This window comes from Microbacterium flavum (assembly GCF_018717645.1).
Lineage (GTDB): Bacteria > Actinomycetota > Actinomycetes > Actinomycetales > Microbacteriaceae > Microbacterium > Microbacterium flavum.
On record NZ_JAFLHG010000010.1, the window covers coordinates 56,949 to 81,405 of the forward strand.

A 24,457-nucleotide genomic window follows, 5' to 3' on the forward strand; every position below is an offset into this window, starting at 1 on the left:
CATGACCATTCCCGCACAGACCCCCGCCTCGGTGGAGGCATCCGCGAGCGCCGGCGCCCCCGGGACGGCCACCCTCCTCACGTCCGGGCCTCCGGCACCGGCGCCGCCGAAGCGGACCTTCTTCACCCAGTTGCGCGCATCGCTCGCGATGTTCGCCAACCCCAAGTCGGCGGCGGGGCTGATCATCCTCGGCGTCTTCGCGCTGGTCGCGGCCTTCGCGCCGCTGATCGCGCCCTACGACCCGACGGCGCAGCACCTCGACCACACGCTGGAGGCGCCGTCCTGGCAGTTCCTGCTGGGGACGACCCACATCGGCGAGGATGTCTTCAGTCAGCTCGTCTACGGCACGCGCGGCGTGCTCGTCGTCGGCTTCCTGGCGACGATCATGGCCACCGTCATGGCGATTCTCGTGGGCGTGACCGCGGGCTACCTCCGCGGCTGGAAGAGCGAGTCGCTGTCGGCGCTGTCGAATGTCTTCCTCGTGCTTCCCGCCCTGCCCCTGATGATCATCATCGCCTCGCAGTTCCAGGACCCCCCGCTCGTGCTCATCGCGGCTGTCCTCGGCCTCACGGGCTGGGCGTGGGGGGCGCGCGTGCTGCGCGCGCAGACGATGTCGCTCCGCAACCGCGACTTCGTGCAGGCCGCGCGCGCCAACGGCGAGCCGCTGCGTCGCATCATCCTCGTGGAGATGCTGCCGAACCTGATGGCGATCATCGCCTCCAGCTTCGTCGGCACCATGACCGCGGCCGTCCTCGGGCTCACGACCCTCGCCTTCATCGGGGTCATCCCGGTGTCGAACCTCAACTGGGGCACCATCCTGTTCTGGGCGCAGCAGAACAGCGCCTTCCCCGACTACTGGTGGTGGTACGTCCCTGCGGGGCTCTGCATCGCCGCACTCGGTGTGGCGCTCGCCCTCATCAACTTCGGCATCGACGAGTATGTGAACCCGCGACTACGCTCCGCGGGAGAGCGTGCCCGCGCCCTCCGCAAGAAGGGCATGAGCGCCACCTCCGCCGTCACCGCCGTCCGCACCACGACCTCCGAAGGACAGAATCCGTGACCTCCGTCGACACCCGGACCGCCCCGTACCTGGACGCGGCCCTCCCCGTCGCCGAGCGCGTCGCCGACCTCGTGGGGCGGATGACCCTCCCCGAGAAGGTCGGGCAGATGATGCAGTTCGACGCGCGGGAGGACCTCTCCCACATCGTCCTGGACCGCCACGCCGGCTCGATCCTGCACACCTCCCCCGAGAAGGTGCTGCGCGCGGCCGAGCTCACGGCCCAGACGCGCCTGCGCATCCCCCTCATCGTCGGGGAGGACTGCATTCACGGCCACTCGTTCTGGGAGGGTGCGACCATCTACCCCACGCAGCTCGGCATGGCCGCCACGTGGGATGCCGCGCTCGTCGAGCGGGTCGCCCGCGCGACGGCCGTCGAGGTCGCGGCCACCGGCATCCACTGGACGTTCTCGCCGGTGCTCTGCATCGCGCGCGACCTCCGCTGGGGGCGCGTGGACGAGACGTTCGGCGAGGATCCGTTCCTCATCGGGGAGCTCGCCGCGGCGATGGTCCGCGGCTATCAGGGCGAGGGCCTCACGGACCCGACGGCGATCCTCGCGACAGCCAAGCATTTCGCGGGCTATTCCGAGACGCAGGGCGGGCGGGACGCCAGCGAGGCGGACATCTCGCACCGCAAGCTGCGCTCGTGGTTCCTGCCGCCGTTCGAGCGGGTCGCGCGCGCCGGCTGCGCGACGTTCATGCTCGGCTACCAGAGCACCGACGGAGTGCCGATCACGCTCAACGAATGGCTGCTCAGCGACGTGCTGCGCGGCGAGTGGGGGTACACCGGCACCCTCATCACCGACTGGGACAACGTCGGCCGCATGGTCTGGGAGCAGAAGATCCAGCCGGACTACGCGCACGCGGCCGCGGCGGCCGTCCGGGCCGGCAACGACATGATCATGACGACGCCCGGCTTCTTCCCGGGCGCGCTGGACGCGGTCGAGGCGGGGCTCCTGGCCGAATCGGACATCGACCGCGCCGTCGCGCGCATCCTCACGCTCAAATTCGAGCTGGGGCTGTTCGAAGACCCGCGGATGCCGGATGCCGCCCGCATCTCGGAGGTCATGGCGACCCCCGCGCACACCGATCTCAACCTCGAGGTGGCGCGACGCTCTCTCGTGCTGCTGCGCAACGACGGCACGCTCCCGCTGGAGCAGGCGGCAGCCTCCGGCCCCCGTCGCATCGCCGTCGTGGGCCCGCTCGCCGACGACGCCCAGACCCAGCTGGGCGACTGGGCCGGCTCGTCGGGCCAGGTGGACTGGCTCCTGCATGGCCAGCCGCGCCGGCAGATCACGACCGTGCTCGACGGACTGCGGGAGCTCGCGCCCGCGGACTGGTCGGTCTCCTTCCATGAAGGTGCGGGCATCCTCACCCTGGAGGACGACCCCGCGGGAGCCTTCTTCCCCGACGGGCAGCCACGCCCTCGGGTGGTCGTGCCCGCCGAGCCCGACGCGGACATGATCGCGCAGGCGGTCGCCGACGCACAGGGCGCGGATGTCGTCGTCGCCGTCGTCGGGGACCGTATCGAGCTCGTCGGCGAAGGGCGCTCGACGGCCACGCTGGAGCTCGTCGGCGGGCAGAAGGCGCTCCTCGAGGCCCTGGTGGCCACCGGCACGCCGCTCGTCGTCGTCCTCTTGGCATCCAAGCCTCTCGTGCTCCCCGCCGCGGTGGCGGACGCTCCGCTCGTCTGGGTCGCGAACCCGGGGATGCAGGGCGGTCGCGCCATCGCGGAGCTGCTCCTCGGGCGCATCGAACCCGAGGGACGTCTGCCGATCTCGTTCGCCGAGCATGTGGGCCAGCAGCCGACCTACTACAACCAGCTGCGCGGACAGCACGGCGACCGCTACGCGGATCTCACCCAGCGACCGGCGCACGCCTTCGGCGAAGGCCTGTCCTACACGACGGTCGCGTATGGCCCACCCGTGATCGACGCCGCGGTTCTCGGTGTCGATGACACCGTCCGCGCGCGTATCACGGTGCGCAACACCGGAGCCCGCCCCGTGCGCGAACTCGTGCAGGTGTACGTCCGGGATGCCGTCACGTCGGCGAGCTGGGCCGACAAGGAGCTCAAGGCGTACCGCCACGTCGACCTCGCCCCCGGCGAGGAACGCACGGTCGAGCTGGAGGTCGCCGTCCGCGACTGCTCGATCGTCGACGCCCGCGGCCGGCGGGTCGTCGAACCCGGCGATTTCGAACTGCTCATCGGCTCGTCCTCACGTGACGAGTCGCTGCAGGCGGCGGGGTTCACCGTCGCGGCCTGACCCGGAGAGGCCGATCCGGCCGGGGCGCGGACGCGGTGGGTGCCGTCCCGCGACCGGCCGGATCACTCCGGAGCGTCGGCAGCCTCCGAGGAGGCGTCCGGGCGCCGCCCGAAATCCTCAGTCGCGATCGTCGTCGTCAGCGTCGTCGTCGTCGTCCTCGTCGTCGTCCTCGTCGTCAGCATCCGCGGACTGCGGATCGAGGACGTCGATGTCGACGCCGTCCACGTCTCCGGCGTGCAGGATCGAGGAGCCGTCCTCGTCGAAGTCTGCGGCGTCGAGGTCATCGAGGTCGTCGACCTCGTCGCCGTCCTCTTCCTCGTCGCCGTCCTCGTCCTCGTCCTCGTCGTCGTCATCGTCGTCGGGTGCCGCGTCGTCGTCGGCGGCGAGCGCCGCCTGGGCGGCCTGGTAATCGGCCAGGCGGACGGCCCACGGCACCCACTCGGGCGCGAGCAGCGCGCCCTCGCCCGGGATCAGCTCGGCCTCCAGCACGGTGGGCTCGGCGTCCTCGACGACCGCGACGCTCACCGTCCAGAACCAGCCGGGGTAGCCGTCCATCGTGTTCTCGAAGCGCAACGAGACGACGCCGCCGTCCTCGACGGTGTAGCCGGCGGCAGGGCCGACGGTCGATGCCGGCGTGATCTCGTGCAGCGCCGCGAGCGCGAGGTCGTGCGCGGCGAAGAGACGCTCGTCGACCGGCACCTCCTCGACGGCGACGCCGGACTCGGCGACGTCGACGGTCGCCGCCTCGGGCGACGCAGCCCCGGGCGTCGAGGGCTCGGACTCAGGCGTCGAGGTCATCGGCCACCTTGCGCAGGATCGCCGCGACCTTCGCGCCCTGGCCGCCGGCCGGGTAGTGACCGCGGCGCAGATCGCCGCCGACCTTGTCGAGCAGCTTCACGACGTCCTCGATGATGATCGCCATGTCATCCGGCTTCGGGCGGTTGCGCTTGGCCAGGCTCACCGGCGCATCGAGCACGCGCACCGCGAGGGCCTGAAGTCCGCGCTTGCCGTCGGCCACGCCGAACTCGAGGCGCGAACCGGTCTTCACAGCCGCTCCTGCCGGGAGGGCCGTGGCGTGCAGGAAGACGTCCTGGCCGTCATCGGTGGTGATGAAGCCGAAGCCCTTCTCGTCGTCGTAGAACCTGACCTTGCCGGTGGGCATGTGAACCTCGCTGATCGTGCTCGCCACGTGCGGGCGCTGGGAAAGAGGGGCAGGATGCCCCACCCTCCAGCCTACGCCACGGCTCTGCCCGGCCGGGGGCTCGACGCAGTAGGCTGGGGCGGATGTCCCCTTCCGCACCGCGCACGTCGAAGCCGGCCGACGATCTGCCCGTCCGCCGCATCGACCGCATCCTCGCGTTCATGTCGCTCGGCCTCGTCGTGCTCTCGATCGTGTGCTTCGCCGCGATCATCATCGGGTCGCGCTCCGGCGCCGACATGAGGACGGGCCTCTGGCCCGCACTCGGCACGACGGTGTACATCGCACCGATCGTCGCGTTCCTGCTCCTGTTGACGGTGCTCATCATGACCTTCATCCGGAAGGCGCGGGTCGGCAAGGGCCGCTGACCGTGGCCGGACCCTCCGCGCGGACCCTCGCGCACGAGCTCGCGGGCCGGGACGACCGTTCCCTCGCCGCGCTGCTGGGCGCCCGCCGCATCGCGCCGGGCTCGGACTGGAACGACGCGTTCGACGCGGCCGAGCACCTCCTCGACCCGTCGTCGATCGCCCGCGCGCTGAAGGAGCTCACCGCCGCCGAGGCGGATGCGCTGGCCTCGGCTCTCGAGGGCACCGCCCCTCCCGGAGCCGCCCGTGATGCGCTCGCCGAGCGCGCGCTGGTGGATGCCGAGGGTCGCGCCTGGGACAGCGTCGCGGACGCGTTCCGAACGACCGGACGCTTCTCGCCGCCGGCACCGAGCGCGCCCGCGCCGGCGCAGGAGACCGCTGAGGCCGCCGCCGAGCGGGCGTTCACCGCGTCCGCCTCCCTCGCGGATGTCCTCCACGCCGCCCTCGCTGCCCCGCTGGGACGCATCGGCTCGGGGACGCTGGGCGCTGTCGACCGGCGACGCCTCATCGAGGCGGGCGCGGTCGAGGATGCCGCCGCCGCGGACGAGCTCGTGGCGATCGGCGAGACGGCGGGCCTCCTCTTCGCCGAGGACCGCTCGATCCTCGTCACCTCCGCGGGCGTCGACTGGCTCAGCAGCAGCACGCTCGCCCGGTGGGCCGAGGTCGCGGAGCGACTGCTCGCGGCGCTCCCCGCCGGCATCCGCAGCACCGGCGGCGCGCTCACGCCCGTGGCGTCCTGGGCGGGCGCCTACCCGTTCGACCCGGCCTGGCCCGCGCAGGCGGATGCCTTCGCGGGGCTCCTGCACCGCTGGGCGGTCACCGGCGTCGACGGCGCGCCGTCCACGTGGATGGGCTCCGCGTTCGGAGGCGGCACCCCCGACCTCGATGCCCTCGCGAGCAGACTTCCCCCCGAGGTCGACCGCGTCTATCTGCAGAACGACCTCACCGCGATCGCCCCCGGCGCCCTCGCGCCCCACCTCGATGTGCGCCTGCGGTCGATGGCGCGGCGCGAGTCGCGCGCCCAGGCATCCAGCTACCGGTTCTCCGCCGAGACGCTCGCCGACGCCCTGACGGCCGGCGAGACGGCCGATTCGCTCCGCTCGTTCCTGCTCGGCCTGTCTCTGACCGGCCTGCCCCAGCCGCTCGCCTACGAGATCGAGCGGTCCGCCGGGCGGCACGGCGCGCTGCGCGTCGGACCCGACGGCTCGGGGCGGACCCGGATCACGAGCGCCGACCCGGCCCTCCTCGAGACCATCGCCGTCGACCAGGCACTGCGCCCTCTCGGACTCGTGCCCGACGGCGACGCGCTGATCACCCGCACGAGCCCCGACACCGCGTTCTGGATGATCGCCGATGCGCGCTACCCGGTCGTCGCGGTCGACGTCGACGGCTCACGCCGCGCGCTCGACCGTCACCGCCTGGCGCGAATCCCGGCCGAGGACCCCGACCCCGCCGAGGTCTACGCCGACCTCATCGCCCGCCTGCGGGCGGCGCAGTCCGGGGACGCCGACGCCGCCTGGCTCGGCCGCGAGCTCGAGCAGGCCGTGCGCGGCCGCGCGACGATCGCGGTGACCGTGCTCCTCCCGGACGGGATCGAGCGGGAGTTCGTCGTCGAGGCGACAGGTCTCGGCGGCGGCAGGCTCCGGGGCCTCGACCGCACGGTCGACGTGGAGCGCACGCTTCCCGTCTCCAGCATCGTCCGCCTTCGCGCCGTCTGAGCCGCGCCCCTCACCGCCCGCCGCGCCCTCACCGCCCGCGGCGCCCCCGTCGTCCAGAGCGGCCGCGTCCTCCCTCCGGCCGGTAGACTGTTCCGTTATGGCTGACGGACCCCTCATCGTGCAGAGCGACCGCACCGTGCTGCTCGAAGTGGCTCACCCCGACGCCGAGAGCGCCCGTCACGAGCTCGCGATCTTCGCCGAGCTCGAGCGCGCTCCCGAGCACATCCACACCTACCGGATCACCCGCCTCGGCCTCTGGAACGCCCGCGCCGCGGGACACACCGCGGACGACATGCTCACGACGCTCGACCGATGGTCGCGCTTCCCCGTGCCCGCCTCGGTGTCCCTCGACATCCGCGAGACCGTCAACCGCTACGGCCGACTCGTCATCGAGCGCGACGACGAAGGCACCCTGATCCTCCGCGCGACCGACACCGCCGTCCTCGCCGAGGTCGCGCGGAACAAGCGCATCCAGCCGCTGCTCACGGGGCACCCTTCTCCCGGCGTCTTCACGGTGGATGCCTGGGCGCGCGGCCACATCAAGCAGGAGCTCCTCAAGGTCGGCTGGCCCGCCGAAGACCACGCCGGGTACACGCCCGGAACGCCGCACGAGATCGAGCTCGCCGAGGACGGGTGGACGCTGCGCCCGTATCAGCGCAAGGCCGTCGACATCTTCAGCGAAGGCGGATCGGGGGTCGTGGTCCTCCCCTGCGGCGCCGGGAAGACCCTCGTCGGCGCCGCAGCGATGGCCGAGACGAAGACGACGACCCTCATCCTCGTGACCAACACCGTGAGCGCCCGCCAGTGGCGTGACGAGCTGCTCAAGCGCACGTCGCTCACGCCGGAGGAGATCGGCGAGTACTCGGGTCAGGCCAAGGAGGTCAAGCCGGTCACGATCGCGACCTACCAGATCCTCACCGCGAAGCGGAAGGGCGAGTACGCGCACCTCGCGCTGCTGGATGCCCTGGACTGGGGCCTCATCGTCTATGACGAGGTGCACCTCCTCCCGGCACCGGTGTTCAAGCTGACCGCCGACCTGCAGGCCCGCCGGCGCCTCGGCCTGACCGCGACGCTCGTGCGCGAGGACGGCCGGGAGGGCGACGTCTTCAGCCTCATCGGCCCGAAGCGCTTCGACGCGCCGTGGAAGGAGATCGAGGCGCAGGGATTCATCTCCCCCGCCGTCTGCTACGAGGTGCGCGTCGACCTGCCCCCGGGCGACCGGATGGAGTACGCCGCAGCCGCGGACGAGGATCGGTACCGCCTCGCCGCGACCGCTCACGCGAAGATCGGGGTCGTGAAAGACCTCGTCGCCCGCCACGCCGGCGAGCAGATCCTGGTGATCGGCCAGTACCTCGACCAGATCGACGTGCTGGCGGAGGCCCTGGACGCCCCGCAGATCACGGGCGCCACCCCCGTCGACGAGCGCGAACAGCTCTACGGGGCGTTCCGCGAAGGCCGCATCCCGGTGCTCGTCGTCTCGAAGGTCGCGAACTTCTCGATCGACCTGCCCGAGGCATCCGTCGCCATCCAGGTCTCGGGATCCTTCGGCTCCCGCCAGGAGGAGGCGCAGCGGCTCGGCCGGCTGCTCCGCCCGAAGACCAACGGACATACGGCGAGCTTCTACACCCTGATCGCCCGCGACACCGTCGATCAGGACTTCGCGCAGAACAGGCAGCGGTTCCTCGCGGAGCAGGGCTACAGCTATACGATCCTCGACGCCGAAGAGATCGCCGCCGCCTGAGCGGTCACAGAAGTGGGGCGCGACGCCCTGCGGTGACGAACGCGCCGTGTCCCCAACGCAGGAGGACCGTGCGGCCGCGCCGGAGCCGACCGCAGGATTCCGCGGGCGAGGCGCGGCGGCGCGATCTTTCGTCCTGCGTTCGGTACACCGCCGACCGGAGCGTGCTCAGCGGAAGGCGGACGCGGCGGGCGCCGCCGGAGCGGACGCGGCCACCGGTGGCGTGAGCACGAGCGTCCGCGGCAGGGGGCGCCCCTGCGCGGCGCGGCGGCGCAGGATCGCCTCGACGACCCCGGTGTACCCGACGATCAGGACGAGCGAGAAGACGAAGCTCACGAGACCCGTCTCGCTCGCGGTCGGGTCGGTGCCGGCGGCGAGGGAGAGCAGGAACCCGGACAGGTTGTTCACGACGTGCAGCGCGATCGCCGCCTCGAGCCCGCCGGTGCGCCACGTCAGCCACCCGGCGGCGACGGCGAACAGGCCGACACCCAGCTGACCGAGGATGTCGTACATGTGCCCCAGGACGAACAGGGGCACCGGGAGCAGGATCGCGAAGGCGGGATGCCGCAGCCACCGCCCGATCGTCTGCATCAGGTATCCGCGGAAGATGTACTCCTCCGCCGCGGACTGCAGCGGCACCAGGAGGAGGATGAGCACCAGCGACACGAGCCAGAGCGGATGCGGAGCCGCCGCCGCCGCAGCCTCCCCCGGGATCAGCAGCGAGACGAGCGCGGACACCGCGTACAGCACGAGGGCGACGAGGCCGCACTGCAGGAGCCACCGCCAGCGCAGGCGACCGGCTGCGGAGGAGATGAGCCCGACGCGCTTCCCGTTCACGATGAGCGAGGCCAGCTGATAGCACGGGAGCATGAGCACGATCGTCCCGAGCAGGAAGGCGAGGATGACCGGGTCGCCGGCGTCGATCGTGGGATTCGTCGCGAGGGTCATGAGACGGTCGAGCAGGCTCGGATCCGCGGACGCCGCGATGAAGATGACGACCAGGGCGATCACCATCAGCACCGCATAGAAGGCGATGCCGAGCGCGCCGACCGCGAGCGGCGTCCACCAGCCGGACCGGCGGCGTGCGTAGACGAGCCGGTGGAACGCCAGACCGGTCGTCGTCGCATCGGCCGGGAGCACGGGGGCGGGCAGCGGGGCGGGCAGAGGAGAAACCGGCGGTGCGGGGGGAGGCATCACCCTCTCATGATGACCGATCCCCACCCGATCTCGCCCCTCCGGGGACGATATCCAGCAACCGCATCGATTCCGGTGCCAGTATGGGGGGCATGACCGCACCGCGCATCCTCGTCGTGGACGACGAACCGAACATCCGCGATCTGCTCGTCACGAGCCTCCGCTTCGCCGGCTACCAGGTGCGTGCCGTCGCGAACGGCGCGCAGACCATCTCGGCCGTGCTCGAGGAGGAGCCCGACCTCATCATCCTCGACGTCATGCTGCCCGACATGAACGGGTTCAGCGTGACCAAGCGCCTCCGGGGCGCGGGGTACACCGCGCCGATCCTGTTCCTCACGGCGAAGGACGAGACCGAAGACAAGATCGAGGGCCTCAACGCCGGCGGCGACGACTACGTCACCAAGCCCTTCTCGCTCGACGAGATCGTCGCGCGGCTCCAGGCGATCCTCCGCCGCACGATGCAGGCCGACGAGGAGTCGACCATCCGGGCCGGCGAGCTCACGATGGATCAGGACACCCACGACGTCACAGTCGGCGAGGTCTCGATCGACCTGTCCCCCACCGAGTTCAAGCTCCTGCGCTACCTGATGCTCAACCCGAACCGCGTGCTCAGCAAAGCGCAGATCCTCGATCACGTGTGGGAGTACGACTTCAACGGTGACGCGGGGATCGTCGAGAGCTACATCTCGTACCTGCGCCGCAAGATCGATCCGTACTCGTCGGAGCCCCTCATCCAGACCAAGCGCGGATTCGGCTACATGCTGAAGGCCGGCAAGACGGCCTGAGCGCCGTCCGCTCGACCGTGGCAGCTCCCCTCGCCGCCCACGCCGCCCACGCCCGCAAGGGCGACCGGCTCACCGACTGGTGGCGCGGTGTGAGCCTTCGCGCCAAGGTGACGGGAGTCACCGTGGCGGTCCTCGCGATGGGACTGGTCGCCGTCGGGATCGGCACCGCCGTCTTCCTCCGCAACGCACAGATCGACGAACGCGACAAGTCGATCAGCCAGGCGGTCACCCTCGACCAGGCCTCCAGTCTGCTGAGCGTCGAGGTCATCGACGGCGAGGCGCACTTCGGGCCTCCGACCACCGCCCCGCTGACGTCGTTCTCGATCGCCGTCTACGGGCCGGATGGGACGCTCCTGCAGACCGGCGGCGCGGCGAGCGCGCCGGGCGGGAATCAGCCCGACTTCCCGACTCCGTTCGGGCTCGACAAGGCCCTGATGCAGGGGACGACACCCTTCGACATCCTCTCCGTCGACGGCAAGACCGTCTATCACGCCGCCGTCGACCTGCTGCCGATCGCCGATTCGCAGCAGACATACGTCCAGCTGCTCGCGCTCTCCCTCGCGCCGGTCAACCAGACGGTGGCGAACTTCGTCGGCATCTACACCGTGCTCGCCCTCGTGACGATCCTCGCCGGCGCGTTCGCGACGCGTCTGCTCGTGACGTTCGCCTTCCGCAGCCTCGGTCAGGTGGAGACGACGGCGATGTCGATCGCGGCGGGAGACTTCAGCCAGCGCATGGGCGACATCTCCCCCGGCACGGAGGTGGGCCGCCTCAAGATCGCGATCAACACGATGCTCGACCGCATCGACCAGGCGCTCGGACAGCGCGATGCGACCGTGCAGCAGATGCGCCGGTTCATCGGCGACGCCAGCCATGAGCTGCGCACCCCCCTGGTCACCGTCCGCGGGTACGCGGAGCTGTACCGCATGGGCGCGATCGCCGGCCCGGAGCAGACCGCGCAGTCCATGGAACGGATCGAGAAGGAGGCGATCCGGATGGGAGGCCTCGTCGAGGACCTCCTCGCCCTCGCGCGGCTGGATGAACGGCGCGACATCGTCGTCACCGACATCGACCTGCGCCCGATCGCCCGCGACGCCGTCCTCGACGCGCGCGCATCCGCCCCGGATCGCGAGGTGACGCTCGTCGACGAGCCCGCCGCCAAGGCCCCCACCGCACCGGTCCCCGTCGAGACCGCGACGACGGATGTCTCCTCCGCCCGACGGGGAGGTCTCACCGGTGCCCGCTCCCTGCTCCGCCGTCGCCCGCGACCGCTCCCTTCCTCGTCTCGGACGCCGCGGGCGGGCGCTGCGGCGGCCGGCGATCCGGCTCCCGCCGTCCGCGAGGCGCCGGAGCCCATCGTCCTCGGCGACGAGAACCGCATCCGGCAGGTGATCGCGAACCTCCTCGGCAACGCGCGGCGATACACCCCTGCGGGGTCTCCGGTCGAGTTGGCGACGGGCGTCGATGAGCGCGCGGCGATGGGATGGATCGCGGTGATCGATCACGGTGACGGCATCCCCGAGCAGATCCGCGAGAAGATCTTCCAGCGCTTCTGGCGGGCGGACACGTCCCGCACCCGGGAGACGGGCGGATCCGGACTCGGGCTCTCGATCGTCGCCTCCGTCGTCGAGGCCCTGCACGGCTCGATCAGGGTGAGCGAGACCCCCGGCGGCGGCGCGACCTTCACCGTCGGCTTCCCCCTCGCCACGCACCGCAGCCGAGCAGAGCATCTCCTCATCGAGACGCAGCCCATCCAGCGCCTCCGCCCCGAGGACCTCCCCGACGCGCACTGAGTGGGCCGCGGCGCCGCGGCGGCGCGACATCGCCTCGTCCACAGCGCGCGAATCCGCTCCGACGTCCACCGATCGGTCGGATCCCCGTCGCGGCCACCGTGCGCCGTTCTACCGTGGCGGCATCCAGATCAGAAAGGGGTCCGACATGGCGACCTTCTCCGTCGATTCCGATGCCGTCCTGACCGCGACATCGGCCATCCGGTCGACCGCCGATCGCCTGCAGGGCGAGACCGCCGCGATGCTCGGGCAGCTCACGCAGCTGCAGGGGTCGTGGACCGGCGCGGCCGCGATCGCCTTCCAGGGGGTGATCGACCGCTGGCGCGTCACGCAGCGCGACCTCGAGGCCGCACTCGGCGACATCGGGTCCGCGCTCGCCCAGGCGGGCAGCCAGTACGCGCACACCGAGGCCGCCGCCTCCGGCCTGTTCCGCTGAGAACGGGAAAGGGCCCCTCCGAAGAGGGGCCCTTTCGCGATGAGTCGGGACTCAGAAGTCCATGCCACCCGTGGGGTCGCCGGCCGGAGCCGAGACCTTCTCGGGCTTGTCCGCGACGACCGCCTCGGTCGTCAGGAACAGACCGGCGATGGATGCCGCGTTCTGCAGCGCCGACCGGGTCACCTTGGCCGGGTCGATGATGCCCGCCGCGAACATGTCGACGTACTCGCCGGTGGCCGCGTTCAGGCCCTGACCGACGGGCAGCTCCGACACCTTGTTGGCGACGACGCCCGGCTCGAGACCGGCGTTGAGGGCGATCTGCTTGAGCGGAGCCTCGATCGCGACACGCACGATGTTCGCACCGGTCGCCTCGTCACCGACGAGCTCGAGCGCGCCGAGCGCGTTCTTGCCGGCCTGGATGAGCGCGACGCCACCACCGGGGACGATGCCCTCCTCGACGGCCGCCTTGGCGTTGCGGACGGCGTCCTCGATGCGGTGCTTGCGCTCCTTCAGCTCGACCTCGGTGGCCGCGCCCGCCTTGATGACGGCGACGCCGCCGGCGAGCTTGGCGAGGCGCTCCTGGAGCTTCTCGCGGTCGTAGTCGCTGTCGGTGTTCTCGATCTCGCGCTTGATCTGGGTCACGCGACCCTCGATCTGCGACGACTCGCCGGCACCCTCGACGATCGTGGTCTCGTCCTTGGTGACGATGACCTTGCGCGCCTTGCCGAGCAGGTCCGTGGTGGCGTTCTCGAGCTTGAGACCGACCTCCTCGGTGATGACCTGGCCGCCGGTGAGGATCGCGATGTCCTGGAGCTGCGCCTTGCGGCGGTCCCCGAAGCCGGGGGCCTTGACGGCGACCGACTTGAAGATGCCGCGGATCTTGTTGAGCACGAGCGTCGCGAGAGCCTCGCCCTCGACGTCCTCGGCGATGATGACGAGCTCCTTGCCCTCCTGGATCACCTTGTCGACGATCGGCAGCAGGTCCTTGATGTTGGAGATCTTCTGGTTCGCGATGAGGATGTACGGGTCCTCGAAGACCGCCTCCTGGCGCTCCGGGTCCGTGACGAAGTAGGGGTTGATGTAGCCCTTGTCGAAGCGCATGCCCTCGGTGAGCTCGAGCTCGGTGCCGAAGGTGTTGGACTCCTCGACGGTGACCACGCCCTCCTTGCCGACCTTGTCGATCGCCTCGGCGATGAGCTCGCCGATCTCGGGGTCGGCGGCGGAGATGGACGCCGTGGCGGCGATCTCCTCCTTGGTCTCGACCTCCTTGGCGGAGGCGAGCAGCTCGTCGGAGATGGCCTTGACGGCCTTCTCGATGCCCTTCTTCAGGGAGATGGGGTCGGCGCCGGCCGCGACGTTGCGCAGGCCCTCGCGCACGAGCGCCTGAGCGAGGACGGTAGCCGTCGTCGTGCCGTCACCGGCGACGTCGTCGGTCTTCTTCGCGACCTCCTTGACGAGCTCCGCACCGATCTTCTCGAACGGGTCGTCGAGTTCGATCTCCTTGGCGATGGAGACACCGTCGTTCGTGATCGTGGGGGCGCCCCACTTCTTCTCGAGCACGACGTTGCGGCCACGCGGGCCGAGCGTCACCTTGACGGCGTCGGCCAGGATGTTCAGGCCGCGCTCGAGGCCACGGCGGGCCTCTTCGTCGAAAGCGATGATCTTTGCCATAAGTGTGTCGTCCCTCCCGGACGTGAGGATGAGTCTTTAGCACTCAGCAGGATGGAGTGCTAACTCATTCTGGCACTCGGGCATGCCGAGTGCAAGCCGATCGGAGCGCACTCCGACGGCGCGCCCGGGCGGCGCGGGAGGTCGGCCGGTTCAGCCGATGACGTGCACCGACTCCGCCTGGGGTCCCTTGGCGCCGGCGCCGACCGTGAACTCGACGGCCTGCCCCTCTTCGAGCACCCGGAATCCGGACATGTCGATGTTGGAGTAGTGCACGAAGACGTCCTGGCCGCCTTCGACGGTGATGAAGCCGAAGCCCTTCTCGGCGTTGAACCACTTGACGGTGCCTTGCGTTGTGCCGGCCATACGAATCTCCTGATGATGCGGTGGGACTCGGCCATGCTAACCAGCGGATGAGCGCCGGATGCCTCGATCCCGGCACTGTTGACACGGCCGCACCGAAGTGTTCACACGCGTGAAACACGCCCCGGGCGGAGGGCTCCGGGCGGGACCGTGACGGAGCGGACGGGCCCGCTCAGCCGTTCGCGCCGGCGGCGTCCGTCTCGGCGGGATCGGGCTCTGCGCTGCCGGCCCGGTCGAGTCCGATCACGAGGGCCAGCTGCGGCACGTCCGCGCCCCACAGCCCGGCATAGGCGTCGCTGAGCTCGACATCCGCGCCGCCGATGGCGCTTGCGAGCCCGCGAGCCGCGCCCTCGTCGGCGGGAGAGCTGAAGTAGACGGTCGTCGTGGCGAAGTCCTCCGACCCCGCGTCTCCCGCGGTCACGTCGTCGGCACTCCACCCGGCTGCGACGAGGGTGTCGCTCATCGCGCTCGCGAGTCCGCGCTCGGGGGTCGCGTTGAGGATCGTCACCTTGTACGACGTGTCGAGTCGGGCCTCGGCGGTCGGCAGTGCGGACGGCGAGGCCGTCGGCGTGGGAGCGAGCGCGATCCGACCCGTCGCGAGCATGGTCCCGAAGATCCCGGCGGCCACGAGGACGATCGTGGCGATGAGCGACCAGAGCAGCACGACGCCGCCGCGCATGCGCGGGTTCTCGGCGCGATGGGCGCCGATCCGCCCGACATCGGAGGGAAGGTCGTCGAAGCGATCCTTCGGCGGCGGGGTCTTGGGCACCAGAGAATGCTACCGGGACGTTCCTGTGCGCACCGCGCCGGGTGCCGCCCCGGCATCCGGCGCACTCCCCGGGGAGCGCCGGCGCTCGCGGAGGCGGCGGAGGCGGTGGACGAGCAGGGCGTCGTAGTCCGCGGCATCCGGATCGACGACGACCCGCTCGAGCAGCTGGTAGTAGCGCGCCGGGGTCATGGCGAGATCGCGGGCGATCGCCTCCTCCTTCGCGGCGCCGTGCCCGTTCCAGCGGGACTCGAAGTCCAGCAAGCTGCGGTCGCGCACGGAAAGGGCCATGCTCCGAGGGTAGAGGCGCCGTGCGTGCGGGCCGGGATGCCACCCCGCACGCGCGTGGATCGTGCGGAACAGTTCGGTACGGGTTCGGGTTGAATAGAGAGAACGAAAGGTGTCATCCATGTCGTACAACGTGCAGAAGACCGATGAGCAGTGGCGGTCGGAGCTGAGCCCCGAGCAGTACGCCGTGCTCCGCCAGTCCGGCACCGAGCGCGCCTGGACCGGTGAGCTGCTGGACGAGGGCCGCGCGGGTCTGTACACCTGCGCCGCGTGCGGCGCGGAGCTGTTCAAGAGCGGGACGAAGTTCGACTCCCACTGCGGCTGGCCAAGCTTCTACGAGTCGGTGCGCCCGGAGGCCGTCGAGCTGATCGATGACCGCAGCCACGGCATGGTGCGCACCGAAGTGCGCTGCGCCAACTGCGGCTCGCACCTGGGGCACGTGTTCCCCGACGGGTTCGGCACGCCGACGGGCGACCGCTACTGCATGAACTCGCTCTCGCTGTCATTCACGCCCGAGTCGTGAGCGAGGCAGCCGACCGATCCGCGCTGGAGGCCATGCGCGCCCGCCGGTCGTGGTCGAAGGTCACCGATGCCGCCCCCCGGAAGGCGGAGCTGCTGACCCTCGTGTCGGCTGCCGCGCGGGTTGCGGACCATTCCTCGCTGCGGCCGTGGCGCCTGATCGAGCTGCGCGGCGACGATCGCCGCACCCTCGGCGCCGCGATCGCGGCGGCGGAGGGCGATCAGAAGCCGTCGACGAAGCCGCTGCGTGCGCCGCTCGTGATCGCCGTCGTCGCGAGCTACCGCCCGAGCGGGAAGGTGCCACGGTGGGAGCAGGAGGCCGTGGCCTCGGGCGTCGCCCACGTGCTGAGCCTCCTTCTCGACGAGGCCGGCTGGGGCGTCTTCTGGCGCACCGGCGGGTACACGCGCTCGGCGCCGGTCGCCGCCGCCCACGGACTCGGACCCGACGAGGACCTCCTCGGCTGGCTCTACGTCGGCGGGAAGCCGGAGCGATCGCGCCCCGAGCGGCGCAAGACCGTCGACGCGCGTCCGTTCGTGAGCCGGATGCCGAGCGCCGCCGCGGCCCCGGACGATCTGACGCACGGGCGGGACGCGGCCGCCGCGAACGGCAAGGGCACGAAGGGCGACAAGGGCAGGGGCAAGGGCAAGGGCACGGGCAAGGGCACGAAGGGCAAGGGCCGCCGAGGGAAGACGTCGAAGCCTCCGACGGATTGGGCGGCGAAGGCCCGGAAAGCCGAGACGAAGGCCCGGAAGGCTGCGAGCAGGGCACGGAAGGCGGAGGCGAAGGCCGTCGCCGCACGCGCAAGGGCCATCGACGGACCTGCGAGGGCGGATGCCGCTCCCGCCTCGGACGCCCAGCCTTAGCAGTCGCCGTCAGCGGGCCGCGCGGCGACGCCACGGCGCAGCCGCGACCACGACCCCGATCCCGGCGACGAGCACCATCGCGAACTCGGTCGTCCAGCCCGGACCGGCGTCGGCCGGCCACAGCGCGTCGAGGAGGAACGCGGAGACGAGCTGACCGGCGACCGACCCGAGACCGAGCAGCAGCACACCCGTGCGGGCGACGAGGGCGGCGGAGAGGAAGATGTAGGTCACTCCGATGACGCCGCCGAGGTAGAACCACGGCTCGGCCGGGAGCGAGCCGTGCGGCGCGCCGACGAGGGACACGTGGAGGACCGCGGCGATCACGAGGATCACGGTCCCGCCGAGGAAGTTGACGAACGTCGCCGTCAGCGGGGTCCCCACGCGCTGACGGAGGCGACCGTTCGTCGCCTGCTGCCAGGCGATGCCGATGCCGGCGATCACCGGCATGACGAGCATCCAGAACGGCACCCGTTCGAGCACGCCGCCCTGCAGCGAGATCGCGACGGCGACGAGCGCGAGCGCCCCGCCGACGAGGCGCGGCACGGTCACGGCCACCACGCCGGCCGGGCCGAAGCCGATCCGGTCGAGGAGAAGACCCGACAGCGTCTGACCGGCGACGACGCCGACCGTGAACAGCGAGACGCCGATGATCGCGACGGCGAGCCCCTGCGTCGCGACGGTGAACGCGCCCGCCGCGCCGCCCGCGAGCATCCACCAGGGGATGCTCCGCGTGCGCACCCCCGTCGCGAGCGCACGCATCCCCCGCCGACCCACGGGCAACGCCGCCGAGAGCACGAGGAGCGCGAGCAGCCCCGACCCGAAGGAGATCGCCGCGGCCACGAAGCCGTCGCCGAGGCGCAGGCCGAGCTGCCCGTTGACGCGGGCCTGGATCGCCGTCAGCACCCCGACGAGGACCGCGCCGCTCAGGGCCAGACCCGCCGGGAGGGTACGACCCGCCGGGAGGCTCGCACCCGCGGGTGGACGCACGTCATCGGGAGCCGTCACGAGGATCGAGCCTAGTGCGCACCCGCGGCGCGCAGCCGCCTCACCCGCTGACGGGCGGGCTCAGTCGTAGCCGAGGATGCAGATCGACTCGGTGACGGTCTCGGGTTCGGTCCAGGGGTGCGGGTCTTCCACGATCACGACGCTACGCGGATGCCGTGGCATCCGCCGTGCGCACCGCCGGGGAAAACCGGACCGGCGTCGGATGTCACCCGAGGAGCTTGATGGGGTTGATCAGGTCGGCGAGGATCAGCACCCCGCCCATGACGGCGATCGCGAGGACGACGACGAACGTCACCGGCACGAGTCGCGTGGCGTCCACCGGGCGTGGCGGCGGGCGGCGGAACAGCGCCGCCCAGCGTCGCTTCAGCCCGTCCCACAGGGCGATGACGACGTGGCCTCCATCCAGGGGCAGGAGCGGGACCAGGTTGAAGACGAACAGCGCGATGTTCAGCGAGCCGAGGATCGTGAGGAGGCTCGCCACCCGGCTGAGGACGGGGGTGTCCGTCGCCGCGACCTCCCCCGCGAGCCGGCCCGCGCCCACGACGGACAGTGGGCTGTTCGGGTCGCGCGACTGACCGGTCACGAGGTCGACGGCCGTGTCCCACACGCGCACCGGCAGCTGCCAGATGATCCCGAAGACCTGCCCCGTCTGGGCCAGCGCCGCCTGGGGACCTTCCCAGAGGGGCTGGGGGACGTACTCCAGCGTCGCCGTCATCCCGACGAACCCGACCTCCGCCGTGGTCACCGCGCCGTCCGCGCCCTGCACCTGCCGTTCGGCCAGGAGCGGGGTCACCTGCAGAGTCTGGCGCTCTCCATCCCGCTCGACGACGACGGGGAGGGGACGACCCGGCGATGCCTGGACGATGGCGGATGCCTCCGCGAACGTGGAGACGGGCGTCCCGTCGACCGCGACGAGCTGATCGCCCGGCCGGAGTCCGGCCGCGGAGGCGGGTGAGACGGGATCGGACGACGTGCAGGTCGTCTGCGTCGTGCCGGCGGGCAGCACGCACTCGTTGACCGAGGCGATCGTCGTCGTCGCGGTCTGGAGGCCGATGCCGGAGAAGGCGATCGCGAACAGCACGATGGCAAGGACGAGGTTCATGAACGGACCGCCGAGCATGATGACGATGCGCTTCCACACCGGCAGGGCGTAGAAGGTGCCCTCGGCGCTCCCGGCAAGGGTCTCATCGTTGGCGAGGCGCGCGTCCTGGACCATCGCCCCGAAGAAGCGGCCGCCGGCCGGGCCCGATGCACGAGGTGCGGGTGACGCCGGCGCGGAGCCGGCGGAGGCGGAGGCGGAGTCCGCGGACACCGCGACAGCCGCGGGCTCCTCGGTCGGCGAGGGCGGGTACATCCCCGCCATCGAGATGTACCCGCCGATCGGCAGCGCCTTGATGCCGTACTCGGTCTCGCCGAAGCGGCGCGACCACAGCGTCGGGCCGAAGCCGATCATGTACCGGCCGACGCGCACGCCGAAGCGCTTGGCGGGCACGAGGTGACCGATCTCGTGCAGGCCGATCGAGACCGCGAGTCCCACGACGAGGAGCACGACTCCGACGATGAAAGCGATGACGGTCACGGAAGGACGCTACCCCGACCCCCTTTGAGTTTCCCGTAGGCTCCTCCTGTGACAGGGGCGGAGTCGGACGGTCACGCGCGCACGCGTGTGATGCGCGTTCGGCGCGTCCGCGTCCTGCGCGGGTCGCTCGCCGCCGCGATCGCCGTCCTCATCGCCTCGACGGCGCACACCCTCGCGGGAGGCGACGCTCCGCCGCTGTGGCTCGCCGTCGCCGTGGCGATCCTCGCCGCCCCGCTGTGCATCGCACTGGTCGGATCCCGCCGCTCCGGCGCGCGGGCGCTCCCCCGACTCGCGGCCGCCGTGGCCACCGCCCAGATCGCTCTCCACGCCGCGTTCGCCGCGGTCGGCGATACCGCGCCGCGCGCCGGCGTTCCGGGTGCCCCGACGGTCGCCGCGCACCATCACACCCTCGACATGTCGGCGCTGCTCGGCTCCGCGCCGAGCAGCATCACCGCCATGGATGCCACGATGACCGCCGGACACGTCTGCGCCGCCGCGCTCACGTTCCTCGTCCTCGCGTGGGGCGAGCAGCTCATCGCGGCGATCGCGCGCGGCATCCGGCAGCTGCTGCGGCGGCGTGCGCTCTCGCCGCACCGTCCGCACCTGCGACCGGCGCCCGTGGCCGGGCGAGATGCCCGGGTCGCCACGCGCCTCCTCTTCCTCTGTGCGATGCGACGGGGCCCACCGGCGGGCCCCGCTCTCCTCCTCGCCGCCTGATCGGGCTCCTCCCGGGCGGCTTCCCCACTCGCGGCATCCGGCCGCACCGCACACACAGAGAGCTCTTCATGACCCATTCTTCTTCGCGCACCCGCGCACGTCTTCTCCTCGGCGGCCTTGCCGGCGCCGCCCTCGTCGTCGCCGCTCCGCTGGCTGCCTCCGCCCACATCCACGTGACGCCGGAGGATTCCGCCGCCGGCGCGACCACGCGCCTCTCCTTCACGACCAGCCACGGCTGCGACGGGTCGCCCACGACGGCGCTCGTGTTCACGATCCCCGAGGGCGTCGACGGCGTGACGCCCGTCCTCGACGGCGCCTGGACCCTCCAGCGCGAGGTCGGATCCGACGGCATCCCGACGTCGGTCACCTACACGGCGGTGAACCCGATCGAGACGGGCGTCTCGGCGACCGTCTCGCTGGATGTCATCTTCGCCTCGTCGGCGTCGGGCACCTCGGTCGCCTTCCCCGTCCTGCAGAAGTGCGCCGTCGGGGAGACGGACTGGTCGGAGGTCCCCGCCGAAGGCCAGTCGGAGGATGACCTGGCCGCGCCCGCTCCGGTCGTCGCCGTGGGCGACGTCACCGCCGACGCGGGGCACGGCCACGGCCACGACGACGCCGCGACGGACCACTCGTCCGAGCACGGCGACGCCGGTGGCGCCGCCGCACCCTCGGATGCCGACCCGGTGGCGCGCTGGCTGAGTGGCGGCGCCCTCGTCGCAGCGCTCGCGGCCCTCGGCGTCGCGTTGTTCGGTCGCCGTCGAAGGGCCTGATCCGCCGTTCCGGTCTTTGTGGTCAGACCACAAGGGATTCGCGTCTCCTCCCGCTCCGAGTGGAGGTTTCATGCAGAATGCCCTTGTGGTCTGACCACAGTCGTATCCTGACGTCATGGCTCGCGGATGGGCGCGAGCAGCCCACAAGGACCGAGGAAGCGAATCATGACCACCGTCACCCCCGCCGCCCACGACACGCAGCCCGCCGCCTGGGCCGGATTCACCGCCGGTCCGTGGCAGGACGAGATCGACGTGCGGGACTTCATCCAGCGCAACTACACCCCCTACGAAGGCGACGCCGCCTTCCTGGCGAGCGCCACCGCCCGGACGACGCGCATCTGGGACACCCTGTCGGCGATGTTCCCCGAGGAGCGCGAGAAGGGCATCTACGACGTCGACCCGCACACCCCCGCGGGCATCACCGCCCACGGGCCCGGCTACATCCGCGAAGGCGAAGAGGTCATCGTGGGCCTGCAGACCGACGCGCCGCTGAAGCGTGCCATCATGCCCAACGGCGGCTGGCGCATGGTCGAAGGCGCCCTGGAGACCTACGGCTACGAGGTCGACCAGACCCTCAAGACCGTCTTCAGCGAGTACCGCAAGACGCACAACCAGGGCGTCTTCGACGTGTACTCCCCGAATGTCCGCGCCGCCCGCTCGTCGCACATCATCACCGGACTCCCGGATGCCTACGGCCGCGGCCGCATCATCGGCGACTATCGGCGGGTCGCCCTCTACGGTGTCGACCAGCTGATCGCCGCCAAGAAGATCGACAAGCTGGGCCTGGACACGACCCCCTTCACCGAGAAGATCGCCCGCGAGCGCGAGGAGCACGCCGAGCAGATCCGTGCGCTGCAGGAGCTGAAGGCCATGGCGGCCTCCTACGGCATCGACATCTCGGGCCCGGCGACCACCGCCCAGGAGGCCGTGCAGTGGCTCTACTTCGCCTACCTCGGCGCCGTCAAGGAGCAGAACGGCGCGGCGATGTCGCTCGGTCGCACCTCGACCTTCCTCGACGTGTTCATCGAGCGGGACCTCCGCGCCGGCATCCTCACGGAAGAGCAGGCACAGGAGATCATCGACGACTTCGTCATCAAGCTGCGCATCGTCCGGTTCCTCCGTACACCCGAGTACGACTCCCTCTTCTCCGGCGACCCGACCTGGGTGACCGAGACGATCGGCGGCATGGGTGAGGACGGTCGCCCCCTCGTGACGAAGAACTCGTTCCGCTACCTGCAGACGCTGTACAACCTGGGGCCCGCCCCAGAGCCGAACATGACCGTGTTCTGGAGCCCCGCCCTCCCCCAGGGCTTCAAGGACTTCTGCGCGCAGGTCTCGATCGACACGTCGGCCGTGCAGTACGAGTCCGATGAGATCATCCGCCCCGCCTGGGGCGACGACGCCGCCATCGCCTGCTGCGTGAGCCCCATGCGCGTCGGCAAGCAGATGCAGTTCTTCGGCGCCCGCGTGAACCTCGCCAAGACCCTCCTGTACGCGATCAACGGCGGACGCGACGAGGTGTCCGGAAAGCAGGTCTCCCCGATCGCCGCGCCGGTCGGCGACGGCCCGCTGCGCTTCGACGACGTGATGGCACGCTTCGACAAGACCATGGACTGGCTCGCCGAGACCTACGTCGAGGCCCTCAACTGCATCCACTGGTCGCACGACAAGTACGCGTACGAGCGCCTCGAGATGGCGCTGCACGACAAGGACGTGCTCCGGACGATGGCCTGCGGCATCGCGGGGCTCTCGGTCGCGGCCGACTCGCTGTCGGCGATCAAATACGCCACCGTCACGCCGGTCTTCGATGACCGCGGCGTCGTCGTGGACTACGAGACGCGCGGCGAGTTCCCCACCTACGGCAACGACGACGACCGCGCCGACGAGATCGCCGTCGACCTGGTCGAGCGCTTCATGGCCAAGATCCGCTCGCACCCCATGTACCGGGATGCCCTGCCCACGCAGTCGGTCCTGACCATCACCTCGAACGTCGTCTACGGCAAGGCCACGGGCAACACGCCCGACGGGCGCCGCGCGGGCGAGCCGTTCGCACCGGGCGCGAACCCGATGAACGGACGCGACACGCACGGCATGCTCGCCTCGGCGCTGTCGGTCGCCAAGCTCCCCTACTCCGAGTCGCAGGACGGGATCTCGCTGACCAACACCGTCGTGCCCGCCGGCCTCGGCCGCACGAAGGACGAGCAGGTCGCGAACCTCGCCGGCCTTCTCGATGCCTATGTCGGTTCGCAGGGATATCACATGAACGTCAACGTCCTGAACCGCGAGACGCTCGAGGATGCCATGGAGCACCCCGAGAACTATCCGCAGCTCACCATCCGGGTCTCCGGATACGCCGTGAACTTCGTACGCCTGACCCGCGAGCAGCAGCTCGACGTGCTCTCGCGCACGTTCCACGGCTCGGTGTAGCCCCCTTCCCCCCATCCGCCCCCCCGGGCGACGCAGGCCCCCGAGAGGAGAACAGACCGTGGTCGCGACACCGATTCGCCCGCGCGTCGACGCTCCGCTCGGGGGCCTCGCGGTGGCCGATGCCACCCGTCACGACCGCCTCGTCGCGATGCGCGAGGGGCGGCTCGGCTCGGTGCACTCGTGGGAGCTCGTCACCGCCGTCGACGGCCCGGGAACCCGGCTGACGACCTTCCTCAGCGGATGTCCGCTGGAGTGCCTGTACTGCCACAACCCCGACACGCTCGCCATGCGCGACGGGCACCCCGTCACGAGCGACGAGCTGTTGGCGCGCATCGCCCGGTACGCCGGCGTCTTCCGAGCGACCGGCGGGGGCATCACCCTGTCGGGCGGCGAGGTGCTCATGCAGCCCGCGTTCGCCGCCCGCATCCTGCGCGGCGCGAAGGAGCTCGGCATCCACACCGCCATCGATACGTCCGGCTTCCTCGGCGCGGCCGCGACCGACGAGATGCTGGCGGACATCGACCTCGTCCTGCTGGATGTGAAGAGCGGCGACCCCGAGACCTATCGCCGGGTCACCGGGCGCACGCTCGAGCCGACACTCGCGTTCGGGCGCCGGCTCGCCGCGCTCCCCCTCGGCGGGCATCGACCGGAGGTCTGGATCCGCTTCGTCCTCGTCCCGGGCCTCACCGATGACCCGGGCAACGTCGAGAAGGTCGCGGCGTACGCGGCATCCCTGAACGAGATCACACCCGGGACGGTGACCCGCGTCGAGGTGCTGCCGTTCCACCAGATGGGGCGCGACAAGTGGGCGGCACTGGGCCGCGACTACCGGCTCGGCGACACGCAGCCGCCCACGCCCGAACGGACCGAGTCCGTCCGCGCGCGCTTCCGCGCACACGGGCTGCAGACGTACTGACCGCTCGCCCCGACGGGTCAGCGCGGGGCC

General features: G+C 71.1%; 23 protein-coding genes. 14 read left to right on the forward strand and 9 right to left on the reverse strand.

What is annotated here, in order from left to right; genetic code table 11:
* Position 1 precedes the first annotated feature (1 nt).
* Both J0P97_RS11360 and J0P97_RS11365 read left to right on the forward strand, forming a co-directional pair.
* Positions 2 to 1,060: an ABC transporter permease gene (locus J0P97_RS11360; protein ID WP_215487901.1), complete on the forward strand. Its 1,059-nt coding sequence runs from the start codon at positions 2 to 4 to the stop codon at positions 1,058 to 1,060.
* Positions 1,057 to 3,321, forward strand: a complete 2,265-nt coding sequence (locus tag J0P97_RS11365; protein WP_215487902.1) for an exo-beta-d-1,3/1,6-glucosidase — start codon at positions 1,057 to 1,059, stop codon at positions 3,319 to 3,321. Before J0P97_RS11360 ends, J0P97_RS11365 begins: the two co-directional genes overlap by 4 nt.
* A gap of 117 nt (positions 3,322 to 3,438) precedes the next feature.
* Here J0P97_RS11365 and J0P97_RS11370 read toward each other — a convergent pair whose 3' ends face one another.
* The gene (locus J0P97_RS11370) at positions 3,439 to 4,119 is read right to left on the reverse strand and encodes a DUF3027 domain-containing protein (protein ID WP_215487903.1); all 681 of its coding nucleotides are present in this window, start codon (positions 4,117 to 4,119) and stop codon (positions 3,439 to 3,441) included.
* Complete coding sequence (locus J0P97_RS11375) at positions 4,103 to 4,483, reverse strand: cold-shock protein (RefSeq protein ID WP_215487904.1); 381 nt, start codon at positions 4,481 to 4,483, stop codon at positions 4,103 to 4,105. The genes J0P97_RS11370 and J0P97_RS11375 overlap by 17 nt, the downstream gene beginning before the upstream one ends.
* A gap of 122 nt (positions 4,484 to 4,605) precedes the next feature.
* Here J0P97_RS11375 and J0P97_RS11380 point away from each other — a divergent pair, with 122 nt between their 5' ends.
* The 3 genes from J0P97_RS11380 (at position 4,606) to J0P97_RS11390 (ending at position 8,343) form a co-directional block, all read left to right on the forward strand.
* Positions 4,606 to 4,887, forward strand: coding sequence for a multidrug ABC transporter ATPase (locus tag J0P97_RS11380; protein WP_215487905.1), 282 nt, complete (start codon positions 4,606 to 4,608; stop codon positions 4,885 to 4,887).
* A 2-nt stretch (positions 4,888 to 4,889) separates the two neighbouring features.
* The gene (locus J0P97_RS11385) at positions 4,890 to 6,602 is read left to right on the forward strand and encodes a helicase-associated domain-containing protein (protein ID WP_215487906.1); all 1,713 of its coding nucleotides are present in this window, start codon (positions 4,890 to 4,892) and stop codon (positions 6,600 to 6,602) included.
* Between the two features lie 97 nt (positions 6,603 to 6,699).
* A complete protein-coding gene (locus J0P97_RS11390) occupies positions 6,700 to 8,343 on the forward strand; it encodes a DNA repair helicase XPB (protein ID WP_215487907.1) in 1,644 nt (547 codons plus the stop codon).
* A gap of 165 nt (positions 8,344 to 8,508) precedes the next feature.
* Here the strand turns inward: J0P97_RS11390 and J0P97_RS11395 are convergent, their stop codons facing one another.
* Complete coding sequence (locus tag J0P97_RS11395) at positions 8,509 to 9,534, reverse strand: CPBP family intramembrane glutamic endopeptidase (RefSeq protein WP_215487908.1); 1,026 nt, start codon at positions 9,532 to 9,534, stop codon at positions 8,509 to 8,511.
* A 92-nt stretch (positions 9,535 to 9,626) separates the two neighbouring features.
* On the opposite strand from J0P97_RS11395, the gene J0P97_RS11400 reads away from it, so the two are divergent.
* The 3 genes from J0P97_RS11400 to J0P97_RS11410 all read left to right on the forward strand — a co-directional run bounded on the left by J0P97_RS11400 (position 9,627) and on the right by J0P97_RS11410 (position 12,545).
* Positions 9,627 to 10,319 (forward strand): response regulator transcription factor, encoded by a 693-nt coding sequence (locus J0P97_RS11400; protein WP_215487909.1) that lies wholly within the window; start codon positions 9,627 to 9,629, stop codon positions 10,317 to 10,319.
* Between the two features lie 137 nt (positions 10,320 to 10,456).
* Positions 10,457 to 12,112 (forward strand): sensor histidine kinase, encoded by a 1,656-nt coding sequence (locus J0P97_RS11405; protein ID WP_215487976.1) that lies wholly within the window; start codon positions 10,457 to 10,459, stop codon positions 12,110 to 12,112.
* A 145-nt stretch (positions 12,113 to 12,257) separates the two neighbouring features.
* A complete protein-coding gene (locus J0P97_RS11410; RefSeq protein WP_215487910.1) occupies positions 12,258 to 12,545 on the forward strand; it encodes a WXG100 family type VII secretion target in 288 nt (95 codons plus the stop codon).
* A 51-nt stretch (positions 12,546 to 12,596) separates the two neighbouring features.
* Here the strand turns inward: J0P97_RS11410 and groL are convergent, their stop codons facing one another.
* From groL to J0P97_RS11430, 4 genes are all read right to left on the reverse strand, one after another.
* On the reverse strand, positions 12,597 to 14,216 hold the full coding sequence (gene groL, locus J0P97_RS11415; RefSeq protein ID WP_215487911.1) for a chaperonin GroEL: 1,620 nt from the start codon (positions 14,214 to 14,216) through the stop codon (positions 12,597 to 12,599).
* A gap of 150 nt (positions 14,217 to 14,366) precedes the next feature.
* Positions 14,367 to 14,579 carry a cold-shock protein gene (locus tag J0P97_RS11420; protein ID WP_215487912.1) on the reverse strand — a complete coding sequence of 71 codons (213 nt, stop codon included), beginning with the start codon at positions 14,577 to 14,579 and terminating at the stop codon, positions 14,367 to 14,369.
* Between the two features lie 169 nt (positions 14,580 to 14,748).
* Positions 14,749 to 15,345: a LytR C-terminal domain-containing protein gene (locus tag J0P97_RS11425; protein WP_215487913.1), complete on the reverse strand. Its 597-nt coding sequence runs from the start codon at positions 15,343 to 15,345 to the stop codon at positions 14,749 to 14,751.
* A 9-nt stretch (positions 15,346 to 15,354) separates the two neighbouring features.
* Entirely contained in the window at positions 15,355 to 15,633 is a 279-nt protein-coding gene (locus tag J0P97_RS11430; protein ID WP_215487914.1) for a DUF3263 domain-containing protein, read from the reverse strand.
* A 118-nt stretch (positions 15,634 to 15,751) separates the two neighbouring features.
* Here J0P97_RS11430 and msrB point away from each other — a divergent pair, with 118 nt between their 5' ends.
* On the forward strand, positions 15,752 to 16,153 hold the full coding sequence (msrB, locus tag J0P97_RS11435; RefSeq protein ID WP_215487915.1) for a peptide-methionine (R)-S-oxide reductase MsrB: 402 nt from the start codon (positions 15,752 to 15,754) through the stop codon (positions 16,151 to 16,153).
* The gene (locus J0P97_RS16020; protein WP_372449705.1) at positions 16,150 to 17,013 is read left to right on the forward strand and encodes a nitroreductase family protein; all 864 of its coding nucleotides are present in this window, start codon (positions 16,150 to 16,152) and stop codon (positions 17,011 to 17,013) included. The genes msrB and J0P97_RS16020 overlap by 4 nt, the downstream gene beginning before the upstream one ends.
* Before the next feature lie 9 nt (positions 17,014 to 17,022).
* Here the strand turns inward: J0P97_RS16020 and J0P97_RS11445 are convergent, their stop codons facing one another.
* Together J0P97_RS11445 and J0P97_RS11450 are read right to left on the reverse strand one after the other, a co-directional pair.
* Positions 17,023 to 17,946: a DMT family transporter gene (locus J0P97_RS11445; protein ID WP_215487978.1), complete on the reverse strand. Its 924-nt coding sequence runs from the start codon at positions 17,944 to 17,946 to the stop codon at positions 17,023 to 17,025.
* A gap of 277 nt (positions 17,947 to 18,223) precedes the next feature.
* Positions 18,224 to 19,597, reverse strand: coding sequence for a M50 family metallopeptidase (locus J0P97_RS11450; protein ID WP_215487916.1), 1,374 nt, complete (start codon positions 19,595 to 19,597; stop codon positions 18,224 to 18,226).
* 48 nt (positions 19,598 to 19,645) lie between these two features.
* Between J0P97_RS11450 and J0P97_RS11455 the strand changes: the two genes are divergently transcribed.
* The 4 genes from J0P97_RS11455 (at position 19,646) to pflA (ending at position 24,427) form a co-directional block, all read left to right on the forward strand.
* Positions 19,646 to 20,314, forward strand: coding sequence for a hypothetical protein (locus J0P97_RS11455; protein ID WP_215487917.1), 669 nt, complete (start codon positions 19,646 to 19,648; stop codon positions 20,312 to 20,314).
* A gap of 68 nt (positions 20,315 to 20,382) precedes the next feature.
* Complete coding sequence (locus tag J0P97_RS11460; RefSeq protein ID WP_215487918.1) at positions 20,383 to 21,084, forward strand: DUF1775 domain-containing protein; 702 nt, start codon at positions 20,383 to 20,385, stop codon at positions 21,082 to 21,084.
* A 165-nt stretch (positions 21,085 to 21,249) separates the two neighbouring features.
* Complete coding sequence (gene pflB / locus J0P97_RS11465; RefSeq protein ID WP_215487919.1) at positions 21,250 to 23,511, forward strand: formate C-acetyltransferase; 2,262 nt, start codon at positions 21,250 to 21,252, stop codon at positions 23,509 to 23,511.
* A 58-nt stretch (positions 23,512 to 23,569) separates the two neighbouring features.
* Entirely contained in the window at positions 23,570 to 24,427 is an 858-nt protein-coding gene (gene pflA, locus J0P97_RS11470) for a pyruvate formate-lyase-activating protein (protein ID WP_282837440.1), read from the forward strand.
* Positions 24,428 to 24,457 lie beyond the last annotated feature (30 nt).